Source organism: Streptomyces sp. NBC_01506 (assembly GCF_045040295.1).
GTDB lineage: Bacteria > Actinomycetota > Actinomycetes > Streptomycetales > Streptomycetaceae > Streptomyces.
Map to the genome: position 1 here is coordinate 3,950,554 of NZ_CP109422.1, position 19,741 is coordinate 3,970,294.

General features: G+C 71.5%; 11 protein-coding genes and 1 tRNA gene. 1 reads left to right on the forward strand and 11 read right to left on the reverse strand.

From position 1 onward, the window contains the following. Positions 1–133: 133 nt before the first annotated feature. The 11 genes from OG329_RS17230 to bldG all read right to left on the reverse strand — a co-directional run bounded on the left by OG329_RS17230 (position 134) and on the right by bldG (position 16,980). Positions 134–207, reverse strand: a tRNA-Thr gene (locus OG329_RS17230). A gap of 111 nt (positions 208–318) precedes the next feature. Then, complete coding sequence (locus OG329_RS17235; RefSeq protein ID WP_405796114.1) at positions 319–1,845, reverse strand: alpha/beta hydrolase; 1,527 nt, start codon at positions 1,843–1,845, stop codon at positions 319–321. A 103-nt stretch (positions 1,846–1,948) separates the two neighbouring features. Next, positions 1,949–3,154, reverse strand: a complete 1,206-nt coding sequence (locus OG329_RS17240; protein ID WP_405796116.1) for a DNA polymerase III subunit delta' — start codon at positions 3,152–3,154, stop codon at positions 1,949–1,951. A gap of 206 nt (positions 3,155–3,360) precedes the next feature. After that, entirely contained in the window at positions 3,361–6,660 is a 3,300-nt protein-coding gene (tmk, locus tag OG329_RS17245; RefSeq protein WP_405796117.1) for a dTMP kinase, read from the reverse strand. 156 nt (positions 6,661–6,816) lie between these two features. Further along, the gene (topA, locus tag OG329_RS17250; RefSeq protein WP_405796119.1) at positions 6,817–9,672 is read right to left on the reverse strand and encodes a type I DNA topoisomerase; all 2,856 of its coding nucleotides are present in this window, start codon (positions 9,670–9,672) and stop codon (positions 6,817–6,819) included. A gap of 408 nt (positions 9,673–10,080) precedes the next feature. Further along, positions 10,081–10,278, reverse strand: a complete 198-nt coding sequence (locus OG329_RS17255; protein WP_405796121.1) for a hypothetical protein — start codon at positions 10,276–10,278, stop codon at positions 10,081–10,083. A gap of 304 nt (positions 10,279–10,582) precedes the next feature. After that, the gene (locus tag OG329_RS17260; RefSeq protein ID WP_405796123.1) at positions 10,583–12,187 is read right to left on the reverse strand and encodes a methyltransferase; all 1,605 of its coding nucleotides are present in this window, start codon (positions 12,185–12,187) and stop codon (positions 10,583–10,585) included. Between the two features lie 235 nt (positions 12,188–12,422). Continuing rightward, positions 12,423–13,037: a small secreted protein gene (locus OG329_RS17265; protein WP_405796124.1), complete on the reverse strand. Its 615-nt coding sequence runs from the start codon at positions 13,035–13,037 to the stop codon at positions 12,423–12,425. A 247-nt stretch (positions 13,038–13,284) separates the two neighbouring features. Continuing rightward, positions 13,285–15,714 carry a sodium-translocating pyrophosphatase gene (locus tag OG329_RS17270; protein ID WP_405796126.1) on the reverse strand — a complete coding sequence of 810 codons (2,430 nt, stop codon included), beginning with the start codon at positions 15,712–15,714 and terminating at the stop codon, positions 13,285–13,287. Positions 15,715–16,023: 309 nt separating this feature from the next. Continuing rightward, positions 16,024–16,521, reverse strand: a complete 498-nt coding sequence (locus OG329_RS17275; protein ID WP_405796128.1) for an ATP-binding protein — start codon at positions 16,519–16,521, stop codon at positions 16,024–16,026. Positions 16,522–16,626: 105 nt separating this feature from the next. Next, positions 16,627–16,980 (reverse strand): anti-sigma factor antagonist BldG, encoded by a 354-nt coding sequence (bldG, locus tag OG329_RS17280; RefSeq protein WP_078075833.1) that lies wholly within the window; start codon positions 16,978–16,980, stop codon positions 16,627–16,629. Between the two features lie 80 nt (positions 16,981–17,060). Between bldG and OG329_RS17285 the strand changes: the two genes are divergently transcribed. After that, positions 17,061–19,574 carry a DEAD/DEAH box helicase gene (locus OG329_RS17285; protein ID WP_405796129.1) on the forward strand — a complete coding sequence of 838 codons (2,514 nt, stop codon included), beginning with the start codon at positions 17,061–17,063 and terminating at the stop codon, positions 19,572–19,574. Positions 19,575–19,741: the final 167 nt, after the last annotated feature.

Genomic DNA, 19,741 nt, shown 5'->3' on the forward strand with positions numbered 1-19,741 from the left:
GTTCGCGCGCTGTTCACCTTCCACCACGTTGCCCAGGCGCTTCCCAAGGCTGCGGGCGATCCCGAGAACGCCCCCGCCCCCGAAAAAAGCAAAAGCCCCAGATCACGGCGAGTGAGTTCTGGGGCCTTCACAGAGCCGCCTTCGGGATTCGAACCCGAGACCTACGCATTACGAGTGCGTTGCTCTGGCCAACTGAGCTAAGGCGGCAAGCTGCGGAGTTGTCTGTCCGCGCACGGTCAGGTTCGCATCAGCAGCGGCGCCAAGTCTACAGGGTTATCAGGGGTGCCCCGCACCAGCCCTTGGGTGGGGAAGGGCTGGTCAGCACTTCTTGCCGTTCTTCGGTGGGGTGCCTTCCAGGAGGTAGGTGTTGATCACCGTGTCGACGCAGTCGCTGCCCCGGCCGTACGCCGTGTGGCCGTCGCCGTCGTAGGTCAGCAGGACGCCGGAGGAGAGTTGGTCGGCGAGGGAGCGGGCCCACTTGTACGGGGTCGCCGGGTCGCGGGTGGTGCCGACCACCAGGATCGGGGGCGCGCCCTTCGCCTCGATGCGGTGCGGGGTGCCGGTCGGCTTCGTCGGCCAGTAGGCGCAGCTCAGGGAGGCCCAGGCGAGGCCGGTGCCGAAGACCGGGGAGGCTGCCTCGAAGGAGGGGACCGCCGCCTCGACCTCGGCGGGCTTCGTGAAGGCGGCCGGGAGGTCCAGGCAGTTCACGGCGGCGTTGGCGTACATGAGGTTGGTGTACGAGCCGTCGCCCTCGCGTTCGTAGTAGGTGTCGGCCAGGGCGAGGAGCCCGGAGCCGTCGCCCTCCATCGCGCTGGCGAGGGAATCGCGGAGGCCGGGCCAGGCGGACTCGTCGTACATGGCGTTGATCACACCCGTGGTGGCCAGGGACTCGCCGAGTTCGCGCTTGTCACCGGTCGGGATCGGCTCCGCGTCGAGGGTGTCGAAGAAGGACCTCATGCGTTGACCCGCGTCGGCCGCCGACGCCGTGCCCAGCGGGCAGTCCGGCCGTTTGACGCAGTCCTGCGCGAACGCCGCGAAGGCGGTCTCGAAGCCCGCCGTCTGGTCGCGGTTCAGTTCCTCGGCCGGCAGCGAGGGATCCATCGCGCCGTCGAGGACGAGGCGGCCGACGCGTTTGGGGAAGAGTTCGGCGTACGTGGCGCCGAGGAAGGTGCCGTACGACGCTCCGACGTACGACAGCTTCGTGTCGCCCAGGACGGCCCGGAGGATGTCCATGTCGCGGGCGGCCTCGACGGTGGAGACATGCGGAAGGATCTCGGCGGAGCGCTGCTCGCAGCCCTTGGCCAGCTCCTTGTAGGAGGCCGCCAGGAGGTTCTGCTCGACCGTGTCGTCGGGTGTCTGGTCGACCTGGGTGTAGGCGTCCATCTGCTTGCCGGTGAGGCATTCGACGGGCTCGCTGCGGGCGACTCCGCGCGGGTCCATCGCGACCATGTCGTACTGGGCGCGGACCTGCTCCGGGTAGCCGATGCCCGCGTACCCCTGGAGGTAGTCGACGGCCGAGCCGCCGGGGCCGCCGGGGTTGACCTGGAGGGAGCCCAGGCGCTGGCCGGGGCCGGTGGCCTTCTTGCGGGCGACGGCGAGTTTGATCTCGGCGCCGTTCGGCTTGTCGTAGTCGAGCGGCGCCTTCATCGTGGCGCACTGGAAGTCGGGAACGCCGCACTCACGCCAGTTGATCTTCTGCCCGTAGTAGGTCTTCAGCGCGGCCGGCGCCCCGGATTCCGGAGACGTCTTGCCCGATGACGAACCGCCGGATGTACAGCCGGAGACCAGCAGACCGGCCGCGGCGAGCCCGCTGGCGGAGAGACGGATGAGGCGCCTGAAGTCCATTCGAGGAGCCTAGCCGTCGCACGGCGGGTGTCGCTTTCCCGCGCCCGTACGGGTGACCGCTCCTGCGACGGACCCTGTCCCGACGGCCCCGGCCGAGGGCCGCTCAGCCGGCTCGCAGCGACACCGTCATCGCCTCAACCGCCAGCAGCGGCGCCACATTGCGGTCGAGCGCCTGGCGGCAGGCCACGATCGCCTCTATCCGGCGCAGCGTGGCCTCCGGCGTCGACGCTCTCGCGATCCGGTCGAGCGCGTCCCGTACGTCGTCGTTCGCGAGCCCGATGCGCGAGCCGAACTGGATCGCCAGCACGTCCCGGTAGAAGCCCGTCAGATCGGTGAGCGCCAGGTCGAGGCTGTCGCGCTGCGTACGTGTGGAGCGGCGCTTCTGCCGGTCCGCCAGGTCCTTCATCACGCCCGCCGTACCGCGCGGCATCCGGCCGCCCGGCGCGGCACCGAGGGCCGCCTTCATGTCCTCGGTCTCCTTGAGGTCCACGCCCTCGGCGCCCTCCTTGGAATCCTCACCCGCCGCGTCGATCAGCTCCTGCGCGGCCCGCAGGCAGCCGCCGATGTCCTCGACGCGCAGCGGGACCTTGAGAACGGTGGCCCGGCGGGCGCGGGCCCGCTCGTCCGTGGCGAGACGGCGGGCGCGGCCGATGTGGCCCTGCGTGGCGCGCGCGGCCGCGGCGGCGGCCTCCGGCTCGATGCCGTCGCGCCTCATCAGGACGTCCGCGACGGCGTCCACCGGGGGCGTGCGGAGGGTGAGATGGCGGCAGCGGGAGCGGATCGTGGGCAGGACGTCCTCCAGGGAAGGCGCACAGAGCAGCCACACCGTGCGGGGCGCGGGCTCCTCGACGGCCTTCAGCAGGACATTGCCCGCGCCCTCGGTGAGGCGGTCGGCGTCTTCGAGGACGATGACCTGCCACCGTCCGACGGCCGGGGAGAGCTGGGCCCGGCGGACCAGCTCCCTCGTGTCCTTGACACCGATGGACAGCAGATCGGTGCGGATCACCTCGACGTCGGAGTGCGTACCGATCAGGCTCGTGTGACAGCCGTCGCAGAATCCACAGCCGGGCACACCGCCCAGCGCGCGGTCCGGGCTGGTGCACTGGAGGGCGGCGGCGAAGGCCCTGGCCGCCGTGGAACGGCCGGAGCCCGGCGGGCCGGTGAACAGCCACGCGTGCGTCATCTTCGTCGCCTCGGGCGGCGCGGTGCCCGAGGACTCGGCCGTGACACGGGCATCCGCGTCACGGGCCGCCGCGGTCAGCGTCTCGGCGATGCGGTCCTGCCCGACCAGGTCGTCCCATACGGTCATGCGCCGTCACCACCTCCGAGTTACGTGCTTCGGCATCCGGACCGGGATCCTGACGGGGGTCGAGCCCGGGACCGGGACCGGCTGCCGACTTCCGGGATCCATTGTGGGGCCAGGGTCTGACAATCCCGTCCCACCTGGGCGGAGGGCGACATTCCGACCCGATCGGCAGCCGGGACCGACAGTCCCGGCGAACAGCCCGACCCGGCTCAGCGTCGGCCGCGCGCCCCGCCGTTGTCGTCGCCATCGTCGTGCGGACCGAGCAGTTCGTCCGCGAGCGTCGGAAGGTCGTCCAGCGGAGTCTCCTCCGCCCAGTCCGAACGCCGCCGGGCCGGCCGCTCCGGGTCGATCTGCGGCAGCTCGCGCGTCCGGTCGTTCCCCGTCTCCACGGGCGGCGCCGCCGGCGCGGGCGCCGATCCCTGGGCGTCCTCCCGGAAGTACCCCGGTGGCACCCGGTCGGCCGGATCCGCGTCCCGTACCGGAGGCAGTACGGCCGTCTCCTCGACCGCACTGCGCGACCCCGAATCCTCCCCCGGATCCGGCACCTTCGGGATCACCCGCGTCTCGTCGTTGTCAGCCCCCGAGTCACGGTGCGAGCCGGCCCCCGCCCCCGGCTCCGCCTCCGTCTGCGTCGGCACCTCCTGCGTCACGTCGTCCGGGGCGACCACCCGCTTCCCCCCGGCCGTACCCGCGGACGGCGGCCGCACGACCGGCGTCGGAACCGTCAACTCGCCGGCCGACTCCGCACGTTCGGCCTCAGCCGCCTCAGCCGCCTCAGCCGCCTCAGCCGCCTCAGCCGCCTTCGCGGACGCCGCAGCCGCGGCAGTCGCCTCGGCCGCCTCCGCCAACTGCCGCGCCTCCTCGGCCCGCAGCAGCGCCTCCTCGGCCCTGCGCTGCTTCTCGCGCCGCCGCTCCTCCGCCTCGGCCCTGAGCCGGCTCTCCTCCTCGGCGAGCCGCCGCAGCCGCTGCTGCTCCGCCTCCCGCGCCGCCTCCTCCGCCTCGCGCCGTACGCGCTCCTCCTCGGCGAGCCTGCGCGCCTCCTCGGCCCGCGCCCTCGCCTCCATCGCCTGCCGGTCGGCCTCGCGCTGCCGCGCCTCCTCCAGCTCGCGGCGCTTGCGCTCCTCCTCCTCGGCCCGGAGCTTGGCGAGCTGCGCCTGCCGCTCGCGCTCCTGGCGCTCCTCCTCGGCCTTGCGCGCCGCCTCTTCCTCGGCCCGGCGCCGCGCCTCCTCGGCGGCGGCCTTCCGCGCGTCCTCCTGGGCCTGCACCTCGGCGGCGGACAGCGGCAGCATCTGGTCGAGCCGGTGCCGTACGACGGTGGTGACGGCCTCGGGCTCCTGCGCCCCGTCCACGACCAGGTAACGGCCCGGGTCGGCGGCGGCGAGCGTGAGGAAGCCGTCCCGTACGCGCTGATGGAATTCGGCGGGCTCGGACTCCAGCCGGTCCGGCGCCTCCGTGAAGCGCTCGCGCGCCGCCTCGGGCGAGACGTCGAGCAGCACCGTCAGATGCGGTACGAGACCGTCCGTGGCCCAGCGCGAGATACGGGCGATCTCGGTCGGTGCCAGATCGCGCCCGGCGCCCTGGTAGGCCACCGAGGAGTCGATGTAACGGTCCGAGATGACGATCGCGCCGCGCTCCAGGGCGGGGCGTACGACCGAGTCGACGTGCTCCGCGCGGTCGGCGGCGTACAGCAACGCCTCCGCGCGGTTGGACAGACCGGCGCTCGACACGTCCAGCAGGATCGAACGGAGCCGCTTGCCCACGGGCGTCGCGCCCGGCTCACGGGTCACGACGACCTCGTGGCCCTTGGCGCGGATCCACTCCGCCAGCGCCTCGACCTGGGTCGACTTCCCGGCGCCGTCACCGCCCTCGACGGCGAGGAAGAAACCGTTCGCGGCCTGGGCCTGCGCCGGGTCGGCGCCGCCGCGCAGCGCGTCACGCAGATCGCGTCGCAGCGGTACGCCCGCCCGGTCGTCGGTCTTGGCCAGTACGACGGCGGCCACCGGCAGGAGCAGCGCGCCGACCAGCATCAGTGTGAAGGCCGCGCCGCCGTGCGCGAAGACGAAGTCCCCGGACGCCAGCCGGCGCGGTCCGATCGCGGCGGCCAGGACGGGCGCCACCACGGCGCCGAGCGCCACGTAGACCCTGACGACGGCCTGGAGGTGGTCGGTGTGCCGGCCGCGCCGGTACTCCTCGGTCTCCTGGTCGATCAGCCCGTGCCCGGTACTCGCCGCGACACCGGCGGACACACCGGCGAGCAGCGCGACGAACAGCACGGTCGCCGTGTCCGGGACGAGCCCCATGACCAGCAGCGCGACACCGGTGACGGCGATCGCCAGCGCGAGCAGCCGGCGCCGGGACAGTCCGGGCAGCACCTTCGTGGCACTGCGGATTCCGATTCCCGTGCCGCCCGTAAGCGCGAGGATCAGCAGGGCGAAGGCGACCGGCCCGCCGCCCAGGTCCTTGGCGTGCAGTACGGAGACGGCGGCGGCGGACGCGATGGCCGCGGCGACGGTCGCGCAGGCGACGACGAGCAACGGCACCGCGCCCGTACGGCCCTTGTCGGGACCGGTTCCGGTCGTCGGCCGGCGCAGCCCTTCGAGCGGCGAGCGCGGGCGCGGGGTGGGGCCGCCGGGCAGCTCCAGCATGAACAGGGTCGACACGGACGCGGCGAACAGACCGGCCGCGACGTAACTGCCGAGGGCCGCCTGGTGCAGCGAGAACCACTCGATGCCGGTGCCCAGCAGGTTGCTGATCAGCGTGACGACGAGCAGGACGGCGGCGGCCAGCGGGATCGCGACGAAGCCGGTACGCAGCGAGAGCCGGCGCAGCGCGTCCAGGTGGTCGGGCAGCGGGCGTACGGCGCCGCCTTCCGGCGGCGGGGCCGGGAGCAGGGCGGGCGCCGCGCTCTCCTTGGCCACCGTCCAGAAGCGCTCGGCGACGCCGGCGACGAAGACCGTACTGAGAAGGATGGCCAGTGCGTTGTCGGGGCTCCAGTCGAGCCACAGGGGCGCGACGATGAGCAGCGCGAGCCGTACGCCGTCGGCCCCGATCATCGTCCAGCGGCGGTCCAGCGGACCGCCCTTGGCGCCCGTGCCGCCCCCCGTGCCGGTGCCTGTGCCCTTGCCGGTGCCGGTGCCGTCGTCGGCCGTCGCGCCGCCGGACCCGGACCCGGCCCCGGGTGCGGTGAGGGCGGCGAGCGGTCCGAGGAGTACGGCTCCGAAGAGGACCGTGGCAAGGATCCGGGCACCGAACACCGCGGCGACGGCGAGCGCCACCCCTCGGTATCCCGTCCCGAACGAGCCCTCGGCGACCGCCGCCTGCAACGACAGCAGCAGAAGCACGAGCAGGGCGAGTGCGTCGCCGGTGCTGCCTACGAGCTGTGCGCCCCAGAGCCGCCGTAGCGGGGGGAAGCGCAACAAGGCTCGTACAGCACGCTCTCGTGAGTCTGCGGCAAGTGCGTCGGAGTCGGAGGTGGGGCTCACGACCGTTGGCTGCTCGGCTCGCGTCATCCGCCCAGCCTATCCGGAGCACACGGGTCCTCGGAGGCCCGCCCGAACATACGACCGCCGCACAGGTCTCCATGGAGACTCTGTGCGGCGGTCGCGAAGCGTCCTACGACGGACGGTACGACGCTCATGGCGCGCCAACTCGTCCTACTGCTCGGCCTACTCGTCCGTCTTCGTGCCGGACGACGACGCGCTCGACTTCTTCGCGGCGGTCTTCTTGGCAGCGGCAGCCGTCGTCTTCTTGGCCGCGGTCTTCTTCGCCGCCGTCGCCTTCTTGGCAGGAGCCTTCTTCGCGGTGGTCTTCTTCGCCGGTGCCTTCTTCGCCGTCTTCTTCTTGGCGGGCCCCTTGGCGCGCTTCTCCGCCAGCAGCTCGTAACCGCGCTCCGGCGTGATCTCCTCGACGCTGTCGTCCGTCCGCAGCGTCGCGTTCGTCTCGCCGTCCGTGACGTACGCCCCGAAGCGGCCGTCCTTCACGACCACCGGACTCCCGCTCACCGGGTCCGTCCCCAGCTCCTTCAAAGGAGGCTTCGCCGCCGCCCGGCCGCGCTGCTTGGGCTGGGCGTAGATCGCCAGCGCCTCGTCCACCGTGATGTCGAAAAGCTGGTCCTCGCTGGTCAGCGACCGCGAGTCGGTGCCCTTCTTCAGATACGGGCCGTAGCGGCCGTTCTGCGCGGTGATCTCGACGCCCTCGGCGTCCGTACCGACGACGCGCGGCAGCGACATCAGCTTCAGCGCGTCCGCCAGCGTCACCGTGTCCAGCGACATCGACTTGAACAGCGAGGCCGTCCGCGGCTTGACGGCGTTCTTCCCGGTCTTCGGGGTGCCGTCGGGCAGGACCTCGGTCACGTACGGGCCGTAACGGCCGTCCCTCGCCACGATCTGGTGCCCGCTGTGCGGGTCGACGCCGAGCTCGAAGTCGCCGCTCGGCTTGGCCAGCAGCTCCTCCGCGTACTCGACGGTCAGCTCGTCGGGCGCCATGTCCTCGGGCACGTCGGCGCGCTGGTGGCCCTCCGCGTCCTTCTCGCCGCGCTCGACGTAGGGGCCGTAGCGGCCGACGCGCAGCATGATGCCGTCGCCGATCGGGAAGGACGAGATCTCGCGCGCGTCGATCGCGCCGAGGTCCGTGACCAGCTCCTTGAGCCCGCCGAGGTGGTCCCCGTCGCCGTTGCCCGCGGCGGCAGCGGCCGTCGCGGTGTCCGCCGCGCCGTCCGAGCCGTCACCGGTGCCGAAGTAGAACCGCTTGAGCCACGGCACGGACTGGGCCTCGCCCCGCGCGATGCGGTCGAGGTCGTCCTCCATCCGCGCGGTGAAGTCGTAGTCCACGAGCCGGCCGAAGTGCGTCTCCAGCAGGTTCACCACGGCGAAGGAGAGGAAGGACGGGACGAGCGCCGTGCCCTTCTTGAAGACATAGCCGCGGTCGAGGATCGTGCCGATGATCGACGCGTACGTCGACGGGCGGCCGATCTCCCGCTCCTCCAACTCCTTGACCAGCGACGCTTCGGTGTAGCGGGCCGGCGGCTTGGTGGCGTGGCCGTCGACGGTGATCTCTTCCACCGACAGCGCGTCGCCCTCGGCGACCTGCGGCAGCCGCCGCTCGCGGTCGTCCAGCTCCGCGTTCGGGTCGTCGGCGCCTTCTACATAGGCCTTCATGAAGCCGTGGAAGGTGATCGTCTTGCCGGACGCGGAGAACTCGGCGTCCCGGCCGTCGCTCGACATGCCCGCGATCTTGACGGTGACGCTGTTGCCGACCGCGTCCTTCATCTGAGAAGCGACGGTCCGCTTCCAGATCAGCTCGTAGAGCCGGAACTGATCGCCGGTCAGACCGGTCTCGGCGGGCGTACGGAAGCGGTCGCCGGAGGGACGGATCGCCTCGTGCGCCTCCTGCGCGTTCTTGACCTTGCCGGCGTACGTACGCGGCTTGTCGGGCAGATAGCTCGCCCCGTACAACTGCGTGACCTGCGCCCGCGCCGCCGAGATCGCGGTGGCGGAAAGGGTCGTGGAGTCCGTACGCATATAGGTGATGAAGCCGTTCTCGTACAGCTTCTGCGCGACCTGCATCGTCGACTTGGCCCCGAAGCCCAGCTTGCGCGAGGCCTCCTGCTGAAGCGTCGTCGTACGGAAGGGGGCGTACGGGGAGCGGCGGTACGGCTTCGACTCGACCGAGCGGACGGCGAACGGCGTGTCCTGGAGGGCGGCGGCCAGCGCGTGCGCGTTGGCCTCGTCCAGATGCAGCACCTGGTCGGACTTGAGCTGTCCGTCCGAGCCGAAGTCACGGCCCTGGGCGACACGGCGGCCGTCGACGGCGGACAGCCGGGCGTTCAGTACGGAGGGGTCGGAGGCGTCGCCGGTACGGCCGGTGCCGAAGGTCCCCGTCAGGTCCCAGTACTCGGCGGAGCGGAAGGCGATGCGCTCGCGCTCGCGCTCGACGACGAGCCGGGTGGCGACGGACTGGACACGGCCCGCGGACAGGCCGCGCATGACCTTCTTCCACAGGACCGGCGAGACCTCGTAGCCGTACAGCCGGTCCAGGATCCGGCGCGTCTCCTGCGCGTCCACCATGAGCTTGTTGAGCTCGCGCGGATTGGCGACGGCGGCCCTGATCGCTTCCTTGGTGATCTCGTGGAAGACCATCCGGTGGACCGGGACCTTGGGCTTGAGGACTTCCTGGAGATGCCACGCGATGGCTTCGCCCTCGCGGTCCTCATCGGTGGCGAGGAAGAGTTCGTCGGACTCGGCCAGCAGCTCCTTGAGCTTTCTGACCTGGGCCTTCTTGTCGGCGTTGACGACGTAGATCGGCTGGAAGTCGTGTTCGACGTCCACACCGAGGCGGCGCACCTCGCCGGTGTACTTCTCGGGCACCTCGGCGGCGCCGTTCGGGAGGTCGCGGATGTGCCCGACGCTCGCCTCGACGACATATCCCGGGCCGAGGTAGCCCTTGATTGTCTTCGCCTTGGCAGGCGACTCGACGATGACGAGTCGGCGGCCGGCGTGTCCGGTCTCGCTGGTCGGGGACAACTTCGCTCTTCTCTCCGGTCGGCACTCGGTGGCCCGTACAGCCCTACCGCGGTACGGCAGTACGGCAGCGCGGGGCAGGACATGCCCCGCTATGACGCTGCTTCGCTGCGGAGTGTGACGGTACAACCCGCCCCCGTGTCAAACGGCGAAAGCCCGCAACGGCCACTCGAACGGTAACCCGAGTCCGGACGTTTCCGCCGCCCGGACCCATTGGCCCACCCCATGAGGCGGTGTCCGAGCGCCGTACGGACCGGGTCGGCGGCGGGTCCGCCGGAGCGGCTTCACCGCAGGTCCCGGGGGTCGGCGGAGGGCGTACGCCGGGCGGGATCGCGGGGTGTTCGGGCGGCGCGGGACTCGTCGGGCGCGGCGGGCCTGCGGGGGTGCCGGCCGGGCCGCGGGGGCCGGGGATCAGATCCGGCCGAAGCACCAGACGCCGAGGGCCAGGAACGACACGCCCGCCAGGGTCGCCAGCGTGATGGATGTCGCGGGGCTCACACCGTGCGCCACCGGGGCGCGGTGCAGCACGCGCGCTCCCGTCCACACCAGCAGTGCGGCTCCGAACAGCGCGAACGCCGCTCCCGCGAAGATCGCCGGCCCGCTCTCCATGCCCGTACCCCGTTCGATTCCCGGTGCCGATCGGCTCCGGAGGCAGAGGCTGGCACCTCGGTGCGTCGTTGGCGCGAATTCCGCGTGAACGGCGCGGGGGGTTCACTCGGGCGGCGTCCGGCGGGGCCGGGTGCCGCGTGCCGGTACGCGGGCGCCCCGGCGCGCGCGGGCGACTCCTGCCCCGGCGCGCGCCAACCGCGGCCGTACGGTTCCACCGGCCGGGCGGGTCGACCTACGCCGGCGCCATACGTGCTGCGGCAGCGCGCCCCCACGGGGCCTGGCTCCGGCCCGGCTCCGGGCCCGGCTACGACCCCGCCGCGGCCACCGGCACCAGGAAGCCCTCCTCCACCAGCAGCCGGATCGCCTGCGGCGTCCGGTCGCGCAGCAGCACCGGATCCTCCCCCATGAGCTGGGCGATCGCGTCCAGGATCCGCCCGGCGCTCAGCGAGCCGTCGCAGACCCCGGCGAAGCCGGCGGCGACCGTGTCCACCTTCGTCGCCCGCCGCATGCCGCGGTTCTGACGGAGCACCACATGCTCGGGGTCCTCTGCTCCGGGCAGCCCGACCTGCTCCTGGACGACCTCGGGGGCGAGCGCGAAATGAGCGGTGAGCAGGGCGGCGTCGTCATGTGCGCGCAGATAGTCCTGGCGCTCGAAGTGGGCCCGTACGGTGTCGCCGAGCGGCTGCTCGACGGGGTGCGGCCACTCCTCCACGAGCACCGAGGGCCGCTCGGCCCCCGACTTCCTGAGGCTGATCCAGCCGAACCCCACGGCCTTGGTGCTCCGCGCCTCGAACTCGTCCAGCCACGCGTCGTAGAGCGCGGCGTACGCCTGCGGGTCCGCCTGGTGGTCACCGCTGTCGCGCAGCCACAGCTCCGCATACCGCGTCACGTCCTGCACCTCGCGCTGCACGATCCAGGCGTCGCAGCCGCGCGGCACCCACGACCGCAGCCGGTCCTGCCACTCCTCGCCCTCCACGTGCTGCCAGTTGGCGAGGAAGTGCGCGTATCCCCCGTGGGCGAGGCGGTCGCCCGTCTCCTGGACGAGCGTGCGGCACAGGTCGTCGCCGCCCATCCCGCCGTCGCGGTAGGTGAGCCGGGCACCGGGCGAGATCACGAACGGCGGGTTCGACACGATCAGGTCGTACGTCTCGCCGTCGACCGGCTCGAACAGCGATCCCTCGCGCAGCTCGGCGGTCGGCGCCCCCGACAGGGCGAGCGTGAGCCGGGCGCACTCCAGCGCGCGCGGGTTGAGGTCGGTGGCGGTGACCCTGGTGGCGTGCCGGGCCGCGTGCAGCGCCTGGATGCCGGAGCCGGTGCCGACGTCGAGGGCCTTGTCGACCGGCGTACGCACCGTGAGTCCGGCGAGCGTCGTGGACGCCCCGCCGACGCCGAGCACCACGCCCTCGCCGTGGCCGCTCGCGCCGGAGGCGCCGCCGACCGCGCAGCCGAGGTCGGAGACGATGAACCAGTCCTCGCCGTCCGGGCCGCCGTACGGCCGTACGTCCACGGTGGCCCGGACGTACGCGCCGTCTTCGCCGGGGCCCGTACCGCCGTCCGGGCCGTTGCGCGGGCCGTTGTGCGGGCCGTTGTCCGTACGGCCGCCGGCGCCGCCGCCCGTCACGAGCCAGCCGTCGGCCAGGCACTGCGTCAGGGGCAGCACGGCACGGGCCCGCTCGGAGGGGACCGGGCGCTGGAGCAGGAAGAGTCTGACGAGCGTGTCGAGCGGGGTGTCGCCGCCGGTGGCCCGCAGGGCGGGCACGGTCTCGCTGCGGGCCAGCGCGGCGTAGGCGGGCGCGCCGAGCAGGTCCAGCAGGCCGTCGACGGTGAAGTCGGCGGCGAGCAGGGCGTCGCGGAGTCGGGGCGAGTGGTCGGGCGCGGGAAGGGGCGCGGAGGGGCTGGTCGTACTCACCTGCCCATTGTGGCGGCTGCCACCGACAATCGCCTGCGGCCCGGCTCCCCGGGCGGGGTGCCGGGCCACGGGACGCGCGTCCGAGAGCGGTACTGCGGGCCGTACGACGAGACATACGTACAACGGGGCGTTCTTCTGACGAATCGGCAGAACATTCGGCAGAACATAAGGCCGCGTCAGATACGCGAGGCCAGACGACTCAGGAGGCCCAGGCGGCTCAGGCTGCCCAGAAGGCTCAGGACGAGGACTTCTCGGCGGACGGTTCCGTCGAGGGCTCACCCGATCCCGTCTCGGCGGGCGCCGACGTCTTCGGCCGCTGGCAGCCGGGCTGCTTCGCCATCGCCGCGCCGACATCACCGGACTGAAGCTTCTGCAGCGCCTCGTCACCGCTCGTGCTGAGCTTGTCGAGTTCGTCCGCGACGCCCTTGAGGCCGTCCGCGAACTTCGCCTGGTCCTTGGTGTCGAGATCGTCCACGTCGGCCTTGAGCCCGGCGTACGCCGCGGAGGTGGCGTTCAGCTCGCTGACGGCCTCCTTCTGCGTCTTCTCGCCGTCGTCGCCGGGCGGGGCACCCGCTCCGTCCACCGCACCGCCCAGCGCCTTGTAGGCGTCCGAGATGGACTGGAAGGCCGCCGCGTCGGTCTTCTGGACGTCGGCGGGCTTGCTGCTGTCCGAGGTCGCCTGCTGGATCGAGGCGTTGGCGTTCGCGATCTTCGTCAACTGCGGCTGGACCTGGTCGCAGACCTTCTTGGCCCAGTCGTTCACCTTCTTGTCGCCGTCGTCGCTGCACCCCGACAGTGCCATGAGCAGTACCGAACCGCCGGACAGTACGGCTGCGAGCTTCTTGTTCACCGGATTGGGTCCCTTCCAAGGCTCTCGGCCCCGGAACATACACGCCAAGTGGGCCACTACCGCACGCCGAGTGTCCGATCAATCTGCTATTGCGGATATTTGCCCCCAGGGAGAGAACCCTCACGCCACCGGCCTCCGGGACACGGCAAGCGGGCGGGCGACGCGTCAACACGCGCCGCCCGCCCACCACTTGCCGCCGACGCCACCCACGACGGACACAGTCCGTCACGGCGCGACCACACCTCAGCTACGAAGCCACCGCCGGATCCGGTGACTTGGTCGTCCCGTCGCCCGGTCCGCCTCCGTCGCCGCCCCCTTCGCCGCCGTCGTCCACGGTCACCGAGCGCCGCTTGGAGACGTACACCGCACCGACTATCACCGCGATCGCGAGCACCGCCACCACCGCGCGGACCCCGGCGTTGGCGTCGCTGCCGTAACTGAACTGCACCACCGCCGGAGCGATGAGCAGCGCCACCAGGTTCATGACCTTCAGCAGCGGGTTGATCGCGGGTCCCGCCGTGTCCTTGAACGGGTCGCCGACGGTGTCGCCGATGACGGTCGCGGCGTGGGCCTCACTGCCCTTGCCGCCGTGATGGCCGTCCTCGACCAGCTTCTTGGCGTTGTCCCACGCCCCGCCGGAGTTGGCGAGGAAGACGGCCATCAGCGTGCCGGTACCGATCGCGCCGGCCAGGAACGAGCCGAGCGCGCCGACGCCGAGGGAGAAGCCCACCGCGATCGGGGTGAGTACGGCGAGCAGACCCGGCGTCGCCAGCTCGCGCAACGCGTCCTTCGTACAGATGTCGACGACTCGTCCGTACTCGGGCTTCTCCGTGTAGTCCATGATCCCGGGGTGTTCGCGGAACTGCCGCCGCACCTCGTAGACCACCGAACCGGCCGACCGCGACACGGCGTTGATCGCGAGCCCCGAGAACAGGAACACGACCGCGGCGCCGAGGATCAGCCCGACCAGGTTGTTGGGCTGGGAGATGTCCAGGCTCAGGCCCATCTCGTCGGCCCTCGCCCCTACGTCCTTCACGGCCGTGGCGATGGCGTCCCGGTACGAGCCGAAAAGCGCCGCCGCCGCCAGTACGGCGGTCGCGATGGCGATGCCCTTGGTGATGGCCTTCGTGGTGTTGCCCACGGCGTCGAGGTCGGTGAGCACCTGCGCGCCCGCGCCCTGGACGTCCCCGGACATCTCGGCGATGCCCTGGGCGTTGTCGGAGACGGGACCGAAGGTGTCCATGGCGACGATGACACCGACGGTGGTGAGCAGTCCGGTGCCGGCCAGCGCCACCGCGAAAAGCGCGAGCATGATCGACGCGCCGCCGAGCAGGAACGCCCCGTACACGGCGAGACCGATCAGCAGCGCCGTGTAGACGGCGGACTCCAGACCGATGGCCACACCGGCCAGGACGACGGTGGCCGGCCCGGTGAGCGCCGATTTGCCGATGTCGCGCACCGGACGCCGGCTGGTCTCGGTGAAGTAGCCCGTGAGCTGCTGGATGAGCGCGGCGAGCACGATGCCGATGGCGACGGCCACCAGCGCGAACGTCCTCGGGTCGCCGGAGTGCGAGGTGATCTCCTCGGCCGTCACACCGTCCAACTCGGCGTAGGTGGACGGCAGATAGGTGTACGCCGCCACGGCCACCAGGATCAGCGAGATCACCGCGGAGATGAAGAAGCCTCGGTTGATCGCGGTCATCCCACTGCGGTCGGAGGCCCGCGGCGCGACGGCGAAGATGCCGATCATCGCCGTGATGACACCGATCGCGGGGACGATCAGCGGGAATCCGAGCCCGAAGTTGCCGAAGGCTGCCGTGCCGAGGATGAGCGCGGCGACGAGCGTCACGGCGTACGACTCGAAGAGGTCGGCCGCCATACCGGCACAGTCGCCGACGTTGTCCCCCACGTTGTCGGCGATGGTCGCCGCGTTGCGCGGGTCGTCCTCGGGGATGCCCTGCTCGACCTTGCCCACGAGGTCGGCGCCGACATCGGCCGCCTTGGTGAAGATGCCGCCGCCGACACGCATGAACATCGCGATCAGCGCGGCACCGAGACCGAAGCCCTCCAGGACCTTGGGCGCGTCCTCCGCGTACACGAGGACGACGCACGAGGCACCCAGCAGGCCGAGGCCCACCGTGAACATTCCGACCACGCCACCGGTACGGAAAGCGATCTTCATCGCCTTGTGCGCGACGGCTGTCAGATCCTTTTCCGGTTCGCCCTCCGCCGGAGTCGCCTCTCGCGCGGCAGCGGCGACGCGCACATTGCTGCGTACGGCGAGACGCATGCCGAAGTATCCGGTGGCCGCCGAGAAAAGCGCACCCACCAGGAAGAACAGTGAACGTCCCGCGCGTTCCGACCAGCCGTCGGCCGGAAGCAACAACAACAGGAAGAACACCACGACGGCGAAAACGCCGAGGGTGCGCAACTGCCGGGCCAGATAGGCATTCGCGCCTTCCTGTACGGCCGCCGCGATCTCCTTCATGGAGTCGGTGCCCTCGTCGGCCGCCAGCACCTGACGGACCAGCCGCTGGGCGACCAGCAGGGCCGCCAGCGCGATGACCGCGATGACGATCACGATCAGTCTGTTGCCGTCCGTGAGTATCGCGGCAGCGAGAGAAGTGGGGTGCTCGGACAGTTGCTCGGACAGTTGTGGATCGATGTGCCCCGCCATTCGTCCTCCTTGACGCTCAGCGCTCAAGATGGACGGATTGTAGGGAGCGGAAGCTGATCAAAACAGGGTGCGCCGCGTGTAATTGACCTTGACTTGTGGGGCCGCAAATGATCGGGCCCCGAAAAGCACTCGTGAATGCGTAATGGGATGAACGCATTGACTGGTGATCCATTATCGGCGAGAAATAAAAAAGGCCCTGCTCAGCAGGGTCATCGAAGAAATTGGATCACGCTCTCTCACAGCCGCCGCCGGGGCGGCCCGCCCCGGCGGGCCCGGCCGCCCGGCTCGGGCCGTACGCACCCGCGTATTTCAGGGGAGCGCGACCGCCGAGGCGGTCGGCCAGCTCATGCGGATGACGCCGCCGTTGTCGTCGGACGTCACTTCCACGTCGTCGACGAGGCCGCTGATGACCGCGAGACCCATCTCGTCCTCGCCGTCACCCGTGTCCGTCTCGTAGAGATCGCCCGCACCGGACCCGCCGGAGGCCGGCGCGCTCTCCGCGCCGGTCGTGGGGCCCGCGCTGCCGGTTGTGCCTGTGGCGCCTGTGGTGCCCGGGGTGGGCACCTCGTCGGCGACCTCGATGGAGAAGACCTTCTCCTCCTCGGTCAGCACGACCCGCACGGGCGCGGTGACGCCGTGGCTGCGGTGCAGACCGACCGCGCGGCTGCACGCCTCACCGACGGCGAGCCTGACCTCGTCCAACACTGCTTCGTCGACACCGGCCCGCCGCGCCACGGCAGCCGCCACCAGACGGGCCGTCCTGACGTGCTCGGGCTGGGCGCTGAAGCGGAGTTCAACGGTGGCCATGTGATCCCCCTCAGACGTACGAGCGTGCGAAATCTGGGGCTCGGGCGGCCCCGGGCATGACGCCCGGTGCCCCCTGCCCTTCCTTCCGAAAGCCTCCGGCCGGACTCAGTCGGTGGCGGCGACGGCCTCTTCGACCGTGGTGTGAATGGGGAACACCTTGGTCAGGCCGGTGATCCGGAAGATCTTGAGAATGCGCTCCTGGTTGCAGACGAGACGCAGCGAGCCCTCGTGGGCACGCACACGCTTGAGTCCGCCCACGAGCACGCCCAGACCGGTCGAGTCCAGGAAGTCCACGCCCTCCATGTCGACGACCAGGTGATAGCTGCCGTCGTTCACCAACTCGACCAACTGCTCGCGCAGCTTGGGCGCGGTATACACATCAATCTCGCCACCGACCTCGACGACCGTACGGTCGCCACCAGGGCCGGACACATTGCGAGTCGACAGGGACAGGTCCACGGATCCTCCAGCACCTTGCAATCGAGCGGTCGCCCCTCGGGTCTCTCCCGACGGAGCCAGGGGGCGTATCGCCAGCCGCGATGGCATTCAATCACTTACCGGCAGCCATGCACGACGCCTTAGGACCATTGTCCGCCACGCCAGTGACACACTCGGTGCCGATGGCCACGAATCACGGTCCTGGCAGGCCGCCCGAGAGCGGGGACTCCCGCCCCTCCCCCGGTACGGTCCTGGACCGGCTCACCGCGGGAGCGGGCCGGGCCGCGCGCATCACCCATACGGAGCACTTGCCCCCACGTGCGGGCCGTCATGCGGTGTGGCCCGATCGCATCCGTCCAGAAGTGATCAACGCCATTCAACTGGCCGGGGTCGACCACCCCTGGGCCCATCAGGCCACCGCCGCCGAGCACGCGCTGGACGGCGAATCCGTCGTGATCGCCACCGGCACCGCGTCCGGCAAGTCCCTCGCCTACCTCGCGCCGGTGCTCACCGCGCTCCTGGACGGCTCCGAGGCCCCCAACGGCCGGGGCACGACCGCCCTGTACCTCTCCCCGACGAAGGCGCTCGCCGCCGACCAGCGCCGTGCCGTGAAGGCGCTCGCCGAACCGCTGGGCAACAGCGTGCGCCCGGCCGTGTACGACGGCGACACTCCCGTCGAGGAGCGCGAATGGGTACGCCAGTACGCCAACTACGTCCTGACCAACCCCGACATGCTGCACCGCGGGATCCTTCCCGCCCACCCCCGCTGGTCCTCCTTTCTGCGCTCCTTGCGCTACGTCGTCATCGACGAGTGCCACACCTATCGCGGTGTGTTCGGCTCCCACGTCGCCCAGGTCCTGCGCCGGCTGCGCCGCGTCTGCGCGCGGTACGGCTCCGACCCCGTCTTCCTCCTCGCCTCGGCCACCGCCGCCGAGCCCGCGTCGGCGGCCGGGCGGCTCACCGGTCTGCCCGTCCACGAGGTGGCCGACGACGCCTCACCGCGCGGCGAGGTCGTCTTCGCCCTCTGGGAGCCGCCGCTCACCGAACTCCACGGCGAGAAGGGCGCACCCGTGCGCCGTACCGCCACGGCGGAGACGGCCGACATCCTCACCGACCTGACCCTCCAGGGCGTCCGGTCGGTCGCTTTCGTACGGTCCCGGCGCGGCGCCGAACTGGTCTCCGTCATCGCCCAGGAACGCCTCGCCGAGGTCGACCGCTCCCTCGTGGGACGCGTCGCCGCCTACCGGGGCGGCTACCTCCCCGAGGAGCGCCGCGCCCTGGAGCGCGCCCTGCACTCCGGCGAGCTTCTCGGCCTCGCCGCAACCACCGCCCTGGAGTTGGGCATCGACGTCTCGGGCCTCGACGCCGTCGTCATCGCCGGCTACCCGGGCACCCGCGCCTCCCTGTGGCAGCAGGCGGGCCGCGCGGGCCGCGCCGGGCAGGGCGCGCTGGCCATCCTGGTCGCCAGGGACGATCCGCTGGACACGTTCCTCGTCCACCACCCCGAGGCGCTGTTCCAGCAGCCCGTCGAGTCCACCGTGCTCGACCCGGACAACCCGTACGTCCTCGCCCCCCATCTGTGCGCCGCCGCCGCCGAACTACCGCTCACCGAGGCCGATCTGGACCTCTTCGGCCCCGCCGTGCCCGAGCTGCTGCCGCAGCTCGTCACGGCGGGCCTGCTGCGCCGGCGTACCACCGGCTGGTACTGGACCCGCCGCGAGCGGGCCGCCGATCTCGCCGACATCCGGGGCGAGGGCGGCCGGCCGGTCCAGATCGTGGAGGAGGGCACCGGCAGGCTGCTCGGCACCGTCGACGAAGGGGCCTCCCACACCGCCGTCCACGACGGCGCCGTCCATCTGCACCAGGGCCGCACGTACCTGGTGAAGCACCTGGACCTGGCGGACTCGGTCGCGCTCGTCCAGGAGGCCGTCCCGCCGTACTCCACCACCGCGCGCGACACCACCGCCATCTCCGTCCTCGAAACCGACACGGAGATCCCGTGGGGCGGTGGACGCCTCTGCTACGGCTCCGTCGAGGTCACCAACCAGGTCGTCTCCTTCCTGCGCCGCCGGCTCATCACCGGCGAGGTCCTGGGGGAGACCAAACTCGATCTGCCTCCCCGCACACTGCGCACCCGCGCCGTCTGGTGGACCGTCACCGAGGACCAACTCGACGCGGCCCGCGTCAATCCGGAGCAGTTGGGCGGCGCCCTGCACGCCGCCGAGCACGCGTCCATCGGGATGCTCCCGCTGTTCGCGACCTGCGACCGCCGGGACATCGGCGGCGTGTCCGTCCCGCTCCACCCGGACACACTGCTGCCGACGGTCTTCGTGTACGACGGCCACCCCGGCGGCGCGGGCTTCGCGGAACGCGCATTCCACACGGCGCGCGAATGGCTCACCGCGACCCGAGAGGCGATCGCCTCGTGCGAGTGCGAGGCGGGCTGCCCGTCCTGCATCCAGTCCCCGAAGTGCGGCAACGGCAACGAGCCCCTGCACAAACGCGCGGCCGTACGGCTCCTGGGCGAACTCCTGAAGTCGGCGCCCGCGTCGACGAACGCACCGGCCCTGCCCGCACCACGGACGGCCGAGACCGGAGCGGAGATCACAGGCTGAGGCGCCTCGGACGGTGGCGGCCCGCGCTCCGAGGCCGGCCGTGCGGATGCCGGTGGCCGCTCGGGGGCGGATGCGGACGCGGGCGGAGGTGTCGACGCCGGCAGCGTGTCCGGTGGGCCCGCGCGGGATCTGGCCGTCGGGCCGTACGGGCCGAACTCCGCCCGCGC